We start from the raw sequence: 15,880 nt of genomic DNA, 5'->3' as shown, positions 1-15,880 counted from the left end.
TCATTGTTGCGCGTACAAAGGCAAGTTAACCGATTATGAACGGACACGCAGCACAAGTATGAATTATGCGCGTATGATCGCTATTCAGAAGTTATTTAGTAAAATTTTAAGGATATCGCTGCAATTATCCGCTTATAAATCAGCGCTGCTCACATGTTTTTCTGCTGCTTTAGCCCTGAAACTAAGAACTGGCTATTGCTCCGCCGGCTTGGTACACTTCACCACTTTGAAACTTTGAAGGTAGAGACAAGTATCTTTTATACGTGATGCACCAAGTCCGGCAATTAGAATAGCTATCCTATAAACTGCCGTATAAGAACTTTAAGCATCCCATATGTCATACCTAAACCTGAAGGAAATAAACTTATGCTGGCAATGAATTACCGGGGTCCCCAACGGGTGCGCCTCGACCGCAACAAGCCCATGCCCGAAATACTGCATCCTCAGGATGCCATCGTTCGGGTTACCCGCTCCTGTATCTGTGGGTCTGATCTCCATTTATATAATGGCAACGTGCCCGATACCCGCGTAGGAGAAACCTTCGGCCATGAATTTATCGGGGTGGTAGAAGAGATCGGGCCCGACGTACACAAACTCAAAGTAGGCGACCAGGTGATCGTGCCGTTCAACATTGCCTGCGGACAGTGTACGTTTTGCAAGCAGGAGCTCTACGGCAACTGCCACGAGGCCAACCCGCAGGCCACAGCCGTAGGCGGTATTTTCGGTTACTCGCACATTGCCGGCGGCTACAATGGCGGTCAGGCAGAATATGCCCGTGTGCCGTATGCCGATGTAGGCCCGATGATCATTCCGGATTGGATGCACCCCGATGATGCGGTGCTACTGACAGATGTGGTGCCAACCGGCTACCAGGCAGCTGAGATGGGCGGCATTCAGAAAGGCGATACCGTTGCCATTTTTGGCGCTGGCCCGATCGGGATTATGGCTGCCAAAAGTGCCTGGCTGTTTGGAGCAGGCCGTGTGATCGTGTTTGACCAGGAAGAGTACCGGCTGGACTTTGTGCGGAAGTTTGCACAATGTGAAGCCTACAATTTCAAGTCGATCTCCGATCCGGTAGTCTTTATGAAAAAGCAAACCGACTCGCTGGGAGCTGATGTTTGCATCGATGCAGTAGGCGCCGAAGCGGCAGGCAGTAAACTGCAGACGATCACCGGCCGGAAAACGCTGATGCAGGCCGGATCGGCAACTGGTTTGCAGTGGGCGATCAATTCTGTGAAAAAAGGAGGCGTTGTCTCTATTATCGGTGTGTATGGACCTACGCTAAACATGGTGCCGATCGGCAATGCCATGAACAAAGGCGTTACGCTTCGTGGTAACCAGGCAGCCGTAAAGCGCCTGCTGCCTCGTATGATCGAGCACATCAAAAATGGCGTTTTTAGCCCGAGAGAGATGATCACACACCACATTCCGTTGGAGGAAGTATCGGATGCCTACCGTATTTTTGCAGATAAAATGGATGGATGCATCAAAACCGTTCTGATTCCACCTTCAGCCAGAATATAAAAGAGCACAAGTATGGAAAATAAACCAATCGATTATAATCAGATTAAAGGGTGGGGCATCGACGCTGATCCGAAGAATGACCCTACTTACCCCATGCGCAAACGCGCAAACGACGACCATGGCGGCTACGACTGGGAAAGACCACCGCAGCAACCCATCGACGTAGAAGTTCTGCATAGTATAGAACGGCCAAATGTAACGGCCGTATTTGGCACCTCCAAGCCGCCGAGTGGCTTAAGTGGGATGATCAGGCGCAAAGCGTTTGAGTATGGCGAAGGCAGCTTTGCACACTGGCTGCCGCTTATTATGGCCGACCGCGTTGATGTGGTAGAAGGCATCCTGGATGACCTGAAACACGGCCATATCCCAAACATCTGGAAAGAAAGGGGTATGAGCGCCGAATGGAAGTATAACCGCGGCGCTTTGCTGAAGAGCATAGCCATTTATGCCGGTGTAACGGCTGCCGTTGTAGCGTTGCTGGCCCGAAAGAGTAAGTAAGGCGCAAGCAAACATTGTGACCAAATACAACGCACGTAAGGCAGCTACCCACCAGTAGCTGCCTTACTTTTTTGAACAGGTGTATCAGCAGCAGCGAAACAGCACCTGCTGATACACGTACCAGCAACTAACATGCAGGAATCTTGCTCGTTTTCCTGTTTTCGAAGTTCCGGTACCGTTACCCGAAACGTGGATCAGCCTGCAAATTCCCGCTGTTTGATATCGCTACCCTATTAATTGGCTAGACTGAGCCAGGCGATGTTTTGCTTTCTTGTTTAGTTCAGCAGATTGCAGCACCCCATGTAAAACGGTGCAGAAGATGCTTCTGCACAAAAGCCTACCTTGATGAAAGACTTTACCGAGGCATTAGCCAGTATAAGTTTTATAGTACTGGTGTTAGGATTTCTTTATAAAAAGATAAAGCGATCTTTTCTAAGTGAACCCATCATAGCCCTGTTGAGCGGCATTTTGCTTGGCCCGCAGGTATTAAATGTGCTGGATATGCACAACTGGGGCCCGTTTGAAAAGATAATGGAGGTAGCCACGCAGCTTACCATTAGTATGGCCTTGATGGCTACTGCGCTACGCATTCCTAAGAACTACCTCAAACAAGCCGGACTGATGCAGGGTATTCTGCTCTCACTGGGCATGCTGGGCATGTGTGCTATGTCTACCCTACTGGTGCATTTTATACTTGGCGTCAGCTGGATTTTCAGCTTCCTGATCGGCGCAGTAGTCACCCCGACGGACCCTGTGATCTCTGCTACAGTAGTTTCCGGCGAAACAGCCAAAAAGCTTATACCGGACCGGGTACGCCACGCCATTTCTTTTGAGTCGGGAGCAAACGACGGCATGGCTTTTCCGCTGGTATTCCTGCCTTTGCTGCTAATCCAAAAGCCCGGTAAAGCCTGGGAAGAATGGTTGCTGAAATCCATCTTATGGGAAACCGGAGCTGCTATCCTGTTTGGCCTGATCATCGGCTATGTGGCCGGTAAGCTGCTTGTCAAAGCACGCGATGCTGGCTGGATGTCAAAATCTGTTTTGTTATCTTTCTCGCTGTCGCTGGGCTTTTTTGTGCTGAGCATACTGGAGTTGATCCATTGCAATGGTATTATAGGTGTATTTGCCGCAGGTTTTGCTGCTAACCAGGTGCTGGGCGAAGATGAGGATATTGAGCAGGAGGGGGTGCAGGAGTCTATGGGGCGTATCTTCACCATTCCTATCTTCATGCTTTTCGGCCTCATTTTGCCCTGGTCTGATTGGATGGCTCTTGGCTGGAATGCGGTCTGGATCGTAGTGGCTATACTGCTTTTCCGGCGCCTGCCCGTGATCCTGCTCTTGGGCCCTTTGCTTAAAAAGCTTCCAAAAATGGCAGACCTGATCATTGGTCGGCTGGTTTGGCCCCATTGGCGTAGCGGCGCTGTTCTATATGATGACCAGCCTGAAGGAGATCGGTGTGCAGGAAGTATGGGTAGTTGGTAGCCTGATGGTTTTTGGCTCTACTCTCGTACATGGCCTGACGGGATATCCTTTTGCCAAGCTGTATCACCAATGGGTAACAGGCAACAAGCAGCCTGAAAAGCAGAAAGTCAGTTCGTAAGCGCCAGGCCGCTTAAGTTCATTCCACCATAAAAAGAATACCCCCGGCTATTCATCATTTGATAACCGGGGTACTCTTTTGTGCTGATGCAAGTATGAGGGGCTTTACCCTTCAATCTTTTCTTTCATGTCTTTCAGGCTGTTCTTGCCCAGTAGCGCGATTGCAGCGGCACCGGCTGCAGCTACTACAGCGCCCGTAATCAGCGGGTGCAAGGCAGCGCGTGTGTACAGGCTGGTTTGCATCACGTGGCCTTCGTAGTTGCCGTGTACGTGGCCATCTTCGGCGTGCTGGTGTAAAGCGCCGGCCTTATGTTTCGCCGGTTTATCTTTCAGCTGCATCTTTGTCATCGTTTTTTTGCTGGTCCAGTCCATCAGGCCAGGTGCATACTTGTTAGTGCTGCTCATGGCTTTTGAGGCGCCGCCTACAAAAATGTCGCGCTCCGGATGGGCAGCTGCATGCAGGATGGCATTGGCAACCTCTTCCGGCGCATACACCGGCGGTGGCAGTGTCAGTTCCTGGTTCGTGTAGTTCCTGGCGTGCTCTGTATAGGGCGTGTTGATGCCGGCAGGTTTGATCAGCGTTACCGACACCGGAGCCTCATCTTCCAGGAGTTCGATGCGCAAAGCATCCGTAAAGCCTTTCACAGCATGTTTGCTGGCGCTGTACATGCCCTGCAGTGGTATTGCCATATCAGAAAGCTCGCTGCCCAGGTTAATGATGGCACCGCCCCGGCTTTTGAGGTAATTGGCTGCGATGAGCGAGCCATGCACTACGCCCCAGAAGTTGGTGTCAAACAGGCGGCGGCTATCTTCTTCGCTTACCTCTTCCAACTTGCCATAAATAGATACGCCTGCATCGTTAATCCAGGTGTCGAAGCGGCCGAAATGCTGCACTGCTGCTTCGGCAACCTGCAGCACATCTTCGCGAATGCCGACGTCGGCCACCACATGAATGGCTTCGCCGCCTTCAGTTCTGATCTGCTGTTCAATATCTGCCAGCGCTTTGCCGTTGCGGGATGCCAGTACAAGTTTTGCGCCTTTCTTTGCCGCAGCGCGGGCGGTTGCAAGTCCTATACCGCTCGAGGCGCCCGTAATTACAAGCACCTGTTGGTGGAGGGGTTTTAATGAAATAGACATATTTTTCAAGTTTGTTATAGATTGGGTTTTATACTTCTGTTATACATTCATACGCGTTTTAGCGGTCGTGCAGTTGTCTGATCGCAGCGTATCTGCAAGAAAATCAAGCTACTTCCTTCCGGATATAGGCATACAACTGTAAAGATTATCCGCCATCTTTCTAAATTTATACTTTGAGCGTTTAGGACAGAAGTGCAAAGCCGCACAAGTAAGTATGAACGCCCGGTATAAGGGTTTTGCGGAATTGGAGAGCCGCTTACTTGCTAGATAGGAACAGGAATTTACAGTATCGTTGGAGCATCGGAGAGGGCTTTCACAGCAGCTGCCAGTTCTGCTTTTAAGGCTTGCCATACTTCGGGCCTGCCACTAAGGAAAAACTTCTGATTTATTTCCAGCTCCAGCCCGGCATACGCGGCTGCCGGAAACTTCTTTCGGAGGTAAGTAGGCAGGCCGTCGTCCGTACCGGCGTAGGGAGAGTTGTACAGCACCTGCCGTGCTGGGTTTAAGGCCAGAAGCTTCTCTTCTAACTGCTGCGCAAAGGTTACTTCCAGGGCACGTGCCGGGTCAAATAGTATGCCGATATCAGCCTGCCGTACGTTGCCGTCTAACACGGGGGTGAACGTATGCACCGCTATCTGGCATACCTGCCGGCCGGTGGCAATGGCTGCTGCTATGGCTGTTTCTACCTGTCGGCGGTGCGGGAAGTAGTAGGTGTGCAGCAGCGTATACTTTTCTGCTGCAGGCAGGCTATTGGTATACTCTGAGAACAGCGCCTGGTGATCAGGCGAGCGGTTGGCTTCTACCAGCAGGCGGGAGATAGTAGTAACGTATAGCGGTAGGCCGGTTTCCGCAGCCACAGCCTGTGCCAGATCCAGAGCCCCTAAATCCAAGGCCTTGTGCGAGTAGAGGACTGCTTCGTGTCCTTTAAACAGAGGAGCATAGGTTGCCGGGATCTCGTTTCCGGCGTGTTCACAGGTTAGGAGGTACGTTACAGGCATGGGGCTGTTTGGTTGATTGGCATTGGAAATGTTCAGCACACTTTAATCACCTGCTGCTTACGTGATAAAGGCAACAGAGGTGCTTCACCTTTCCAGGCGAGCTGACTTCCGTAAACAGTTTTTTCGCGTTGTAGCGCCCATAGCAAACCGGAAGTATGGCTGTCAGGCGTGCAGGTAAGCGCAACTGCTGGCTAGCACCCATATCTATTGTCCGAAGAGCAACGTATTTAGGTTAAACCTAAAGAAACATTCTAATGGCAGATTCTAATACTCCTTCATTTAAAAAATTGCTTCAAAATCCATCACAGGTAACGGATATCCTGCAAAACCCCGGTAAAAAAGGGCTGGAGTTCTTCCAGAACTTGACACCAAAGGAGCAGCAGTACATCCTTTTTGCCGGTGCAGCCGGATTGTTAGCGTATGGTATTTACGTGGGCCGCAAAGGAGCGTAGCGCGGGCGCACGCCGACAGTATCTAAGGCTCCTGTATAGTGCACCTCATCAGGACAGCAGCAACCAATCAAACCAGCAAGTATAGATATACCAGTTGTTAAAGCAGCAGGTACGGCTATACTTGCTGGTTCCTGCTATAGAAAAACCAGTGGCGTTTACCATATTTCGTCATCATCCGCTTCTTCCTGTATGTAAGCGTTGTCGGGGATTTCTCTTCCGGCTGCTGCAGGTATAAGGCGGTTTACCAGTTCCTGCTGCGCTTCGTCATAGATCAGTTCGCCGCTGAGCAGGAATTTGTTAGCATCCAGCAGGACCTCATAAATGGGGGTATGGATGTGCTTTGGTACCTTGTAAAGGCGCGGATCGTTTTTAGTAAAGGGCGTAGCTACCTTTGAGTTGAACAGATATGGGAGCAGTGTTTTAGAACAGCTGAGGGCAATGCGCTGCACGTCGTGCTCGGCAAAGTAACGCTGCAGCCGCTCGTTGATGTTCTCGAAGAATTCTACTGTTTCGCCCAGTCGCACCCGGGAGCCTGCCCGTGACTTGCCTTTGGTTTTGAGGTATTTGATTTGGCTCTTTCCCTGCTTTTTCCGTACCATGTAAGACCGGAACACTTTATGGTCGAGGTTGACGCCATTCTCAAAATAGCCCACCGCACAATTGCCGGCTTGTATCAGCAGAATTACATAGCACAGCGGCTGCTTTCCGGTAGGCAGGTTGCTATCCGGTGCCGCCAGCGTAAGAGGCAAACGGAAGTATACCTGTGCGTTACCTGCATCATCTAACAGCGCCAGCCGGTGCTTTTCAGGGTCATAAACAGCCGGGGTGGCTTTCTCCTGTAAAGTGCGCAGCAGTTCTGCGGCTTGTTCTTCCGGAATCAGTCGGTTCATAGGTAACAGGTAAGCGGTGGCAAGTTCGTAAAAGCAGCAGAAAAATCATATTAAGCTTGGTAGGATTAGCCTGTGCGCGGTGGTGGCTGCACAACGCTGCAACCGGTAGCTCGCGCGGAAAAAAGGTGCTGGCAATTTGCCGTTAAGATATTCCCTTTTCGTTTTACTTTATACCCTTTCTTGCGTAGCTTAGCTTTTGCAGCGTACTGCTGCTGAGAAGAGAGAAGTTAGCTGTAATCCCTACTTTGGCGTACGTACGCCTTAACCATATGCGTTACCAAGGCATGAGGTTGAGCTAAGCCCCTGTAAATTGATGATTATATTTATACCATGAGGTGTATACTACTCCTGCTGCTGCTATTGTGCTCTTGCTCGACCCAACGTGAGGCCGAAAAGCATTTTGACAGTATCGCAGCTGAACCGACGGAGTATGTTTCTAAAGAACCTGAGTATGGTACGGAGCAGGTATCCATCAATGCAGCCCATCCTTTCCTGCCGCACTTTTACCCACCAGCCTTGTATACCGCTTCCTCGCTTGTGCCCGGCAGGTTGGTTCCTGCTGCGTTGCTGGTGCGGGCGCCGGCCGCATCCTTCTCGCCTTTATTTCGGAAGTGCCTGGATTGCCAGACGAATTACACCACCGATACGGTTTACTTAAAAGATACGACTAGCGTAGAAGCACTGCGCTCAAAACTGCACCAGGAGCGCCGGGTGCATCAGGTATTAAAGCAGCAACTGAAGCATACACAGGCAGAACGGGATTTCTGGCGCGGGAAAAACAGAAAGAAATCGTGGGCGTTAATTGCTATGGTCATCTTTGCCCTCCTGTACATCCTTTTCAGGGTGCTCGCCGCACGCGTGCGAATTACGTAAGCATCAACCTGCCTGCGTAGGCCTGAGCTATACTTAGGGGTAGCAGGCTACTCACAGGCGTTCGCCGTAAATTATTAATCTCCCTGTGCCTCCTTTTCCACCATTCGGATAGGTAAGTCTTTTTGATAATCGTAAAGTTTGAGCTCCTGTATGCTGGCGGGCAAGCCAAATTTATTCTCCAGCAGCGCCTTTTTGACAGCCTGCATGATCTGGCCCTTGAGAAGCAGCACTCCTTTCTTATAGTCTTTGGTCTCTGCCCAGAAAAACACCTTTATGTTCACAGTGCTTACGTCTAATTCGTCTACCATAGCATAAGGCGGATCTTTCTGTAACACACCTTCCACGCCTAATGCTGTTTTTTCAATCAGGTCGATCGCATCCTGTATGTTGTCGTTGTAATCGATGCCCACCACAAAGTCCATCCGGATCAGACCGTTTTGGGTGAGGTTGGTTACCTTCGAAGTCAGGATCGTCGCATTAGGTATGTAAACGTCCCTGCTATCGAACGTAAGTATATGCGTGGTGCGTAGGTGCAGTTCCTTCACTTTACCAACGGTATCCTCCACGTCAATGGTGTCGTTTATCTCGAACGGGCGGTTAAAGGCAAGTATAAGTCCTGCCAGAAAATTTTCAGCAATATCTTTAAAAGCAAAGCCAATCACTACGGCCGATAGTCCGGCACTGGCCAGTAAGCCACTCGCCACGCCACTAAGCCCCAGCGTTTGCAGCGCCAGCAGCAGCCCAATAATGATAATGGCCCATTTAGCGACCAGTGCAATGTATTTGCCTGTTATTTTGTCGTGCGCCTTTTCTGTCAGCCTCCCTTCCAGTAACCTTTTTACCTTGCCTGCCAGCCACAACGCCACTACTATCAGAACTATGGTAAGCAGGATATTAGGTAGCAGGTAGAGAAATTTTTCCCAGTAAGTGTTTACCACCCCTATCAGATCGGAGGAAGTATCGCTGATGTTTAAGTCGTTCGTGTCTTGCATAGATGAATGTTCAGGTAGAAACAGGGCACAAGCATAACAGCCTGCCGGACATTTTTGTTTGCCCCGATGAACCACTGTGACTAAACGAAATCCTAAATTTCAGGTTGCACCCGCAAAAAGTGACCTGACCCTCTGCCCTAAGACACGGCTGTGTTATATTCTACTTTGATTATGCAAATCTGGTCCTACCGTTTTGTTACAGTTCCCTGCCTGCATGAAGTTAGTTTTTCCTAACATTAGCAAGGCTTAGCTGTATAGTGTCATTTGCTCGGCTATTTCTCCAAATAATACTTTTTTCAAGTGTTGGTTCTTTCGCCGGGTTATACTTCGTTCGGAGCCTGAATAGTTATTAAATTTAATCTTTGTAAAGTATGGGAAAATCGAATTTATCAATCTTTTTAGTTTAAAGCAGACAGAAGTGTAGTCATACGCTTTCGGTAAGGAAATCGCGCTACTCGATGACGAGAACATTGGTGACTGTCTGAGCGGCAGAGAAGTTTTTCCAACTCCACACGATATTGTTTTTAGCGTCGAATTCCACTGCATGCGGACCTGTGCCGATATTCCCGTCACCCAGCCAATTGGCAATGATGATATTACCGTTGCTGGGAACTGTGCTGTAACCTGAGAATTTCCTCAGTTGGGCAGTTGGGTGATTGGCCATGCCGCCCCAGAACTTAACAACGGCACCACTTGAGCTAAGTTGTAGAAGCTTATTGTCATCCTTGCCTGGCTGGTACAAGTTGCCCACAGGACCCATTGTGGCTTGTGTTTCGCCGGTGGTAAGGCGGTTGGCAACATAGCCCTTACCACCGTACAGCAACTGCTGCCAGACGATAGCGCCGGTCGCATTGACTTCGAACACTTTATACTTTAAGTCGTTGTTGGTGTCGCCGGTAATTAAGGTATTGCCGTTTGACAGCCGACGGGCGAGACGAAAAGTGGTAATATTGCTGACGGTTACACGCGCAACTTGAGTTCCGGCGCTATTCACTTCCGATAGTATCACTTTGGCTGGTGTGGTCCCGGAGGCTGCTGTCGACCAACCAATTAAAGTATTGCCATTGGGTAGGCGCTGGGCGGTCGAAACACCTGAATAGGTGCTGACCGACCAGCCCTTAGCGCCTGTGGTACGGTCATATTCAGCGGCGCCGTTGCCATGGCTCACCAGTATCTTATTGTTTGCGACTAATTGCAGGTCGCGTGAGCCGGCGGGAATTGCCACAGTCCAGTTCTTCGACGGGTCTTTCTGGTTGAGGTAAAGAAGCTTGTTAAAGCCGTTATCGACCATGTAAAGCACATGCTTGAGACCAGCGCCATAACTAAGGTTATCGACATTTGGACCATTAGAACCAGTTGCAGTTAATCTTATTTTGTTTGCTCCTGTAATTAGAGCAACAGCAGCAGCGGAAACTTTCCACGTGCTCCAACTGCCTGTTGGTGTAAAATTGAGGCTGGCTGCCACAGTAGTTCCATTTACTTTCAGTTGTAGAGGGCGGTTTGTGGTCCCTCCATTCGCATAGCGAAATTGAAGCAGAAATGAACCAGCCGCGGTAGCATTAACAGTCCATTCGATGTAGTCTCCGGTTGCATTTACGTAATCAGCATAGCCGGTTCCGGTAAAGCCCGGCTGACTGGTGGCTACGACGGCTCCACTTAAAACAGCCCGTTCAGCTTCAAGCACACCACTCAAGCTGGCGGTTTCCTGCTTTTGAACTGTTTCATGAAGCTCATTTGGCTGAAGCGATTCTTTTTCACAACCTGTAAAAAAGAAAGCAGCAACAATTAGAAAGCTGAACATCAGCCTGCTTGCTGTGGGTAAATAAGCGCAACCAGTAAGGTTTATAATAAAATTTTTCATGACACATCTATTTCAGTCCTCAAGAAATCGCCTAGTCAATAACAAGAGAAGATTTAGATTAATCAGGATTTCTGCTATGAAGTCTATATTCTTCGCCATCCTGTTTATTTCTTCCTTCAAAAATCTTATTCAAAGAAACGGGTTAAGATTTTTGCAGCTTTATCCGTACTGCGCGGATAGTTGTATCAATGCTAACAGGGTTCAGTCAGCTATTTCTAAAATACACGGTGCTCCATTTGATTTTCAGCCAGGCTAACCTATGGACTTAAGCAATTTGTTGAAGAATGGAAGTAGTTCTTTTCATAAGAACTGTTTTAAGTCAAATTCTTTTGTGCTAGAACTATTCAACTTGTGGGAAAGCTTACAGGCTCTGTGTTTGTCCTGTATAGAGGTGGTGATACAAAGGCCTGTTTTTAGCTCAACAGACCTGGTCTATAATCGAGGAATTATTCTGAATAAATTAGAAAATTTATTCTACAATCACAAATAAAACTTTGACTTTCAGGATTATAAATTAAAACTTCTGATCATTAGACTCTGCCATTGAAAATGTACAGGGTCTTGCCAGATTCCGCTATTCGCTACCACACTTTAGAGCATATATCTCTACAAGAGTTTTTACAACTTAATAGGGTCTTTCCTTGTGATCTCAAAATTAGGCTATGTGATTGTTGAAGGTTTAACAGAGGCTGATAACTATGCTGCCATAATCCATCGGCAACTGTTCCGCACACCTGTTTTATCTGGCTGATTGTTCCACGTCAACCACCAGCCACTTCGAAGTCGAATAATCAAATCACTATACTGTACATGCCAATTCTTATCCTTAAAATGTTTGCTTTGGAACGTTGTTTTGCAGTGAATCAAAATTTATTTCTGTACAGGTAATCTAATTTAACTAAATTTCATACTTACGAAGGTGGCAGAGATTCAGCGTAGCATGCAGGCCTTCATCAAAGGATAAAATACCAGCAACTCATCCAGCTATTGCTTTCATACTAAATGGCAAAATCAAAAAAGCTTCAGAATGTAACGGTTGGTCAGGTTTTTAAAACAATCATCTGGCCCCGGAAAAAGTACCTTTCTATCGGGCTGGTGCTGATTGTTATCAGCCGCCTGGCGGGATTGATTCTGCCGGGTGCCAGCAAGTACCTGATCGATGATGTCATTCCGCATCATAATTTTACCATGCTGAAATGGTTGATTTTGGCGGTGGTCGCCTCCATCATCATACAAGCCGTTACTTCCTTTGCACTGACGCAAATACTTAGTGTAGAGGCACAGAACCTTATTTCTCAGTTAAGAGCGCGGGTGCAACGGCATATTATCCAGCTCCCCATCCGCTTTTTCGACAATACCAAAACCGGTGAGCTGGTCTCTCGGATCATGACGGATGTGGAAGGCGTCCGGAATTTGGTTGGAACCGGCTTTGCGCAGATGATAGGCGGCGTGCTAACCTCTCTCATTTGCCTGGGGCTGCTCATCTACATTAGCCCGCTGATGACCTTGTTTGTGCTGGGGCCAGTGGCCATCTTTGGAGTCATTTCCCTCAAAGCTTTCGGAAAGATACGGCCTATTTTCCGGGAACGTGGCGTGATCAATGCGGAGGTAACGGGCAGGCTAACGGAAACACTAGGAGGCGTGCGGGTGATCAAGGGATTTAATGCCGAGGCGCAGGAGATTCGGACCTTTGAAGCAGGGGTAGACAGGCTTTTCCGGAATGTGAAGCAAAGCCTGATCACTACCAGCCTTGTTACCTCGTCGGCCACCTTGCTGCTAGGCTTTGCCTCTGCGGGCATTATGGGTATCGGTGGCTACCTGATTATGAAAGACCAGCTTACGTTTGGCGATTTCCTGGCTTTTACGCTATACCTGGGTTTTATGATCGCGCCCATCCTGCAAATGAGTAACATTGGCAGCCAGTTTACCGAAGCCTTTGCCGGCCTCGACCGCACGCAGGAAATTCTGAACATGCCCCTGGAAGATGCAGGCGGACACCGTACCCTGCAACTGGACCAGATCAAAGGCGATATTGTTTTTAATAAGGTGTCGTTTGCTTATGAGGCCGGGAAGGATGTGGTGCGCGAGGTTAGCTTTAAAGCGCCTGCCGGGTCTGTTACAGCACTAGTGGGCACTTCAGGCTCTGGCAAAACCACCATTGCCGGCCTGGCCGCATCGTTTTTGAACCCGGAGAGCGGCACGATCACGGTAGACGGACACGACCTGCAAACCATCAGCCTGCAAAGTTATAGGAGCAAGCTGGGCGTTGTGCTGCAGGACGATTTTCTGTTTGAGGGCACGATACGCGAGAATATTCTTTTCCCGCGGCCAAATGCCACGAATTCCCAGGTACAGCAGGCCGTGCGAGCGGCCCATGTGCAGGAATTTACAGACCGGTTTGCCGATGGCCTGGACACGTTAATCGGGGAGCGGGGCGTGAAGCTTTCGGGTGGGCAGCGGCAGCGCATTGCCATTGCCCGGGCCGTGCTGGCCGACCCGCGTATCCTGATCCTGGACGAAGCCACCTCCAACCTCGACACGGAAAGCGAGAGCCTGATACAAGCCAGTTTGAAGACGCTGATGCAGGGCCGTACCACCTTCGTAATCGCCCACCGCCTCAGCACCATCCGCCAGGCCGACCAGATTCTGGTAATCGAACAGGGCCGCATTGCCGAACAGGGCAGGCACGAAGAACTCCTGGAGAAACAAGGGCGCTATTACCAGTTATATACCTATCAGGCCCGTATCTAACGCTTTGGCTGTGGGGAAGTATACTTGCAGCATCTTTCCACGCCATACTTCTAAGCGATGATGTTCTGTTAGCAACCCCGTTCATAGGCCAGCCGCATGAACTGCAGTACTTCTTCGTTCACATCTTCCGGCGCATACATGCGGAAATGGTGGTTGAACTGCTGCTGACCAGGAACCTGCGCAATCTTTTGAAAGCAAAGGTTGTCAGGGTATGCCTTTGGAAACGGGAATACTACATGTATAAAGTTCCTGCCGAATTGTGTGACATAAGCAACGCGCACGCGGGGCGAAGCCAGACCAATCATGGTTTTGGTGGGGCACAATGTTAGCGCTCCAATCTGGCGGTACTGCGCCACAAAATGCTCGAACAAGGCTAGCGTAATGGCAGATTTGCCGTCTAGGAAGTCAGCTACAGTTTTCATGAGAACATGTGATAAGCTCCCAAGTTAACAAATTTAAGCGGCTATAAAAGTGCCACTATGTGCTAATATCCGCAGGCTTAGAGCGCCATTATCAAAACGGCGCTCTAAGTCTAAGCAGTTAAGAAATTATACTTCTTAGAAGAGTCGCTGGGCAAGGGCTTTGTCATGGCCGTAAAGGTCATCGCGGAAATGTACCGTGCCGTCTTCATCGGCCCAGGCCGTGAAGTAGACCAGGTATACGGGCACATTTTCGGGCAGGTCTACGCGCTGTTGCTCACGCGCATGCATCGCCTGTACTACGTGGTCTCTGCCCCAGCCGGGTTTGTCCTGCAGCAGGTAAGTGGCCAGGTCGGCTGGGCGCTCCACCCGCACACAGCCATGGCTGAAGTCGCGGTCAGTTTCCGAAAATAGCTGATCTGCGGGCGTATCATGCAGGTAGACGGCATACTCATTCGGGAACATGAACTTTACCCGGCCCAGCGCATTGGTTGGCCCCGGCCGCTGCCGGATGCGGTACCTGAAGTTCTGCTCCGTCATGTTGTACCAGTTTACACGGCTTACCGGCACCTGTTGGGCGTTCGGGCCAAACGTGGTGACCATCTCCATGTTGCGGCTCTCCAGCCAGCGCGGGTTGTGCTCCAGGTGCGGTTTAATCTCCCGCTCCACAATGCTGTTGGGTACGTTCCAGTAAGGCGAAAACATCAGGTACTGGATCTCATTGCTGAAAATAGGAGTGGAGTGCATCACTTCGCCTACCACTGCTTTCATCTGCATCACTTCTTTGCCGTTTTCTATCACTGACACGCGGAAGGCCGGAATATTGACCATAACATACCGGGCGTGTTCCCCATCAGAAGCAAGTTGCTTGGGCAGCCATCGCCAACGTTCCATGTTCAACAGGATCTGGTCGATGCGTTCGTCCACGCTTACGTTCAGGGCTTTGTACGTCTCCGGGCCCAGAATGCCATCAACAGTCAGGCCAAGGCGCTTCTGAAAATCGGTCACAGCATCTTTTACCTGCTGGTCGTACACAAAAGAGGCAGAATCCTGTTCGTTTACCTGTTGTTGCGGTAAGAGGCGTTTGCGTACCGCCACCACCACAGCGGCCGTGTCGTTAAGCCTGACTACGTCCTTGCCTTCTATCTTAGGCCAGCCGCCCTTTTCCTGCAATTCGCGGTAGTGCACCAAGGCATCCCGCAGGCGCTTGTACCCCGGATGCAAGGCTTCAAACTCATAATAAGGGGAGGAGCTTGCCCTTTTCTGCAAAATCATTTCAAGGGCCTTGTTCAGCTTGACCTTGTTTCGTCTCACCGCCCACTCAATCCCTTCTGCACTGTGCGGGTCCACAACGCCTTTGTAAAAATCGGAGGCATAGTTGAAGTAAGACGCCGTGAGCGCCAGGTCCAGTTGCTGCTTTTGCTGCTGTGCTGTGCTTGTGGCGCCTCCCGTTTCAACCCCCCTATACAGGTCGCGCAAGTGCTTAAGGCTATAGTCTTTGGGTTTCAGGCCTTCTTTACGGGCATTTTCAATCGCGGTGATCAGCTTATCTGCCTGGGGCACCAGCCGGCCGTTTTCAAACCAGGCAAAGGTGTACCCTCTGTCACTGTAAAACTGCTGCACCAATCCAAGCTGGCTGCGAAACTCCGCTTCATTTCCAATGTACTGCCGCACGTAGGCGCTATCGATGTCCGACGGGGCACCCGCTAACGGATGAGTCGTCGTATTCGGGCGTGTTATGGTCTGGGTATTGGCTGTTGCCAGTAAAGGTACAAGCCACAGGAAGTATAAAATTAGGCAGGGTAAGTATAAATGGTTCTTTTTCTTCATCAATGTTCTCTTTCTCAGTTCTTTCTTTCTCGATATGTATACTGTGGCTCCTGCAC

14 protein-coding genes are annotated in these 15,880 nt (G+C 49.8%); 7 read left to right on the top strand and 7 right to left on the bottom strand.

Annotated features, from left to right (window positions below):
• Positions 1 to 366 precede the first annotated feature (366 nt).
• The 4 genes from ABDW72_RS15195 (at position 367) to ABDW72_RS15180 (ending at position 3,622) form a co-directional block, all read left to right on the top strand.
• A complete protein-coding gene (locus ABDW72_RS15195) occupies positions 367 to 1,524 on the top strand; it encodes a zinc-dependent alcohol dehydrogenase (RefSeq protein ID WP_347159441.1) in 1,158 nt (385 codons plus the stop codon).
• Positions 1,525 to 1,536: 12 nt separating this feature from the next.
• Positions 1,537 to 2,022, top strand: a complete 486-nt coding sequence (locus ABDW72_RS15190; protein ID WP_347159440.1) for a hypothetical protein — start codon at positions 1,537 to 1,539, stop codon at positions 2,020 to 2,022.
• A gap of 345 nt (positions 2,023 to 2,367) precedes the next feature.
• Positions 2,368 to 3,504, top strand: coding sequence for a cation:proton antiporter domain-containing protein (locus tag ABDW72_RS15185; RefSeq protein ID WP_347159439.1), 1,137 nt, complete (start codon positions 2,368 to 2,370; stop codon positions 3,502 to 3,504).
• Positions 3,452 to 3,622, top strand: a complete 171-nt coding sequence (locus tag ABDW72_RS15180) for a hypothetical protein (RefSeq protein ID WP_347159438.1) — start codon at positions 3,452 to 3,454, stop codon at positions 3,620 to 3,622. The genes ABDW72_RS15185 and ABDW72_RS15180 overlap by 53 nt, the downstream gene beginning before the upstream one ends.
• 104 nt (positions 3,623 to 3,726) lie before the next feature.
• Here the strand turns inward: ABDW72_RS15180 and ABDW72_RS15175 are convergent, their stop codons facing one another.
• Both ABDW72_RS15175 and ABDW72_RS15170 read right to left on the bottom strand, forming a co-directional pair.
• The gene (locus ABDW72_RS15175) at positions 3,727 to 4,758 is read right to left on the bottom strand and encodes an SDR family oxidoreductase (RefSeq protein ID WP_347159437.1); all 1,032 of its coding nucleotides are present in this window, start codon (positions 4,756 to 4,758) and stop codon (positions 3,727 to 3,729) included.
• A 281-nt stretch (positions 4,759 to 5,039) separates the two neighbouring features.
• A complete protein-coding gene (locus ABDW72_RS15170; protein ID WP_347159436.1) occupies positions 5,040 to 5,756 on the bottom strand; it encodes an N-formylglutamate amidohydrolase in 717 nt (238 codons plus the stop codon).
• A gap of 254 nt (positions 5,757 to 6,010) precedes the next feature.
• Here ABDW72_RS15170 and ABDW72_RS15165 point away from each other — a divergent pair, with 254 nt between their 5' ends.
• A complete protein-coding gene (locus tag ABDW72_RS15165) occupies positions 6,011 to 6,208 on the top strand; it encodes a hypothetical protein (protein ID WP_347159435.1) in 198 nt (65 codons plus the stop codon).
• 155 nt (positions 6,209 to 6,363) lie between these two features.
• On the opposite strand, the gene ABDW72_RS15160 is transcribed toward ABDW72_RS15165, so the two are convergent.
• On the bottom strand, positions 6,364 to 7,098 hold the full coding sequence (locus ABDW72_RS15160) for a hypothetical protein (RefSeq protein ID WP_347159434.1): 735 nt from the start codon (positions 7,096 to 7,098) through the stop codon (positions 6,364 to 6,366).
• 330 nt (positions 7,099 to 7,428) lie between these two features.
• Between ABDW72_RS15160 and ABDW72_RS15155 the strand changes: the two genes are divergently transcribed.
• Positions 7,429 to 7,971 (top strand): hypothetical protein, encoded by a 543-nt coding sequence (locus ABDW72_RS15155; protein ID WP_347159433.1) that lies wholly within the window; start codon positions 7,429 to 7,431, stop codon positions 7,969 to 7,971.
• Between the two features lie 74 nt (positions 7,972 to 8,045).
• On the opposite strand, the gene ABDW72_RS15150 is transcribed toward ABDW72_RS15155, so the two are convergent.
• Positions 8,046 to 8,963 carry a mechanosensitive ion channel family protein gene (locus ABDW72_RS15150; RefSeq protein WP_347159432.1) on the bottom strand — a complete coding sequence of 306 codons (918 nt, stop codon included), beginning with the start codon at positions 8,961 to 8,963 and terminating at the stop codon, positions 8,046 to 8,048.
• Positions 8,964 to 9,414: 451 nt separating this feature from the next.
• A complete protein-coding gene (locus tag ABDW72_RS15145; protein ID WP_347159431.1) occupies positions 9,415 to 10,824 on the bottom strand; it encodes a carbohydrate-binding protein in 1,410 nt (469 codons plus the stop codon).
• Positions 10,825 to 11,826: 1,002 nt separating this feature from the next.
• On the opposite strand from ABDW72_RS15145, the gene ABDW72_RS15140 reads away from it, so the two are divergent.
• Entirely contained in the window at positions 11,827 to 13,575 is a 1,749-nt protein-coding gene (locus tag ABDW72_RS15140) for an ABC transporter ATP-binding protein (RefSeq protein ID WP_347159430.1), read from the top strand.
• 68 nt (positions 13,576 to 13,643) lie between these two features.
• Here the strand turns inward: ABDW72_RS15140 and ABDW72_RS15135 are convergent, their stop codons facing one another.
• Together ABDW72_RS15135 and ABDW72_RS15130 are read right to left on the bottom strand one after the other, a co-directional pair.
• Positions 13,644 to 13,997, bottom strand: a complete 354-nt coding sequence (locus ABDW72_RS15135; RefSeq protein WP_347159429.1) for a DUF5655 domain-containing protein — start codon at positions 13,995 to 13,997, stop codon at positions 13,644 to 13,646.
• Positions 13,998 to 14,132: 135 nt separating this feature from the next.
• Positions 14,133 to 15,824, bottom strand: a complete 1,692-nt coding sequence (locus tag ABDW72_RS15130) for a L,D-transpeptidase family protein (protein ID WP_347159428.1) — start codon at positions 15,822 to 15,824, stop codon at positions 14,133 to 14,135.
• Between the last annotated feature and the right edge of the window lie 56 nt (positions 15,825 to 15,880).

The organism is Pontibacter chitinilyticus (assembly GCF_039748935.1).
Taxonomy (GTDB): domain Bacteria; phylum Bacteroidota; class Bacteroidia; order Cytophagales; family Hymenobacteraceae; genus Pontibacter; species Pontibacter chitinilyticus.
The sequence above is the reverse complement of the archived record's forward strand: the minus strand, read 5'-3'. Positions and strand labels throughout refer to the sequence as shown.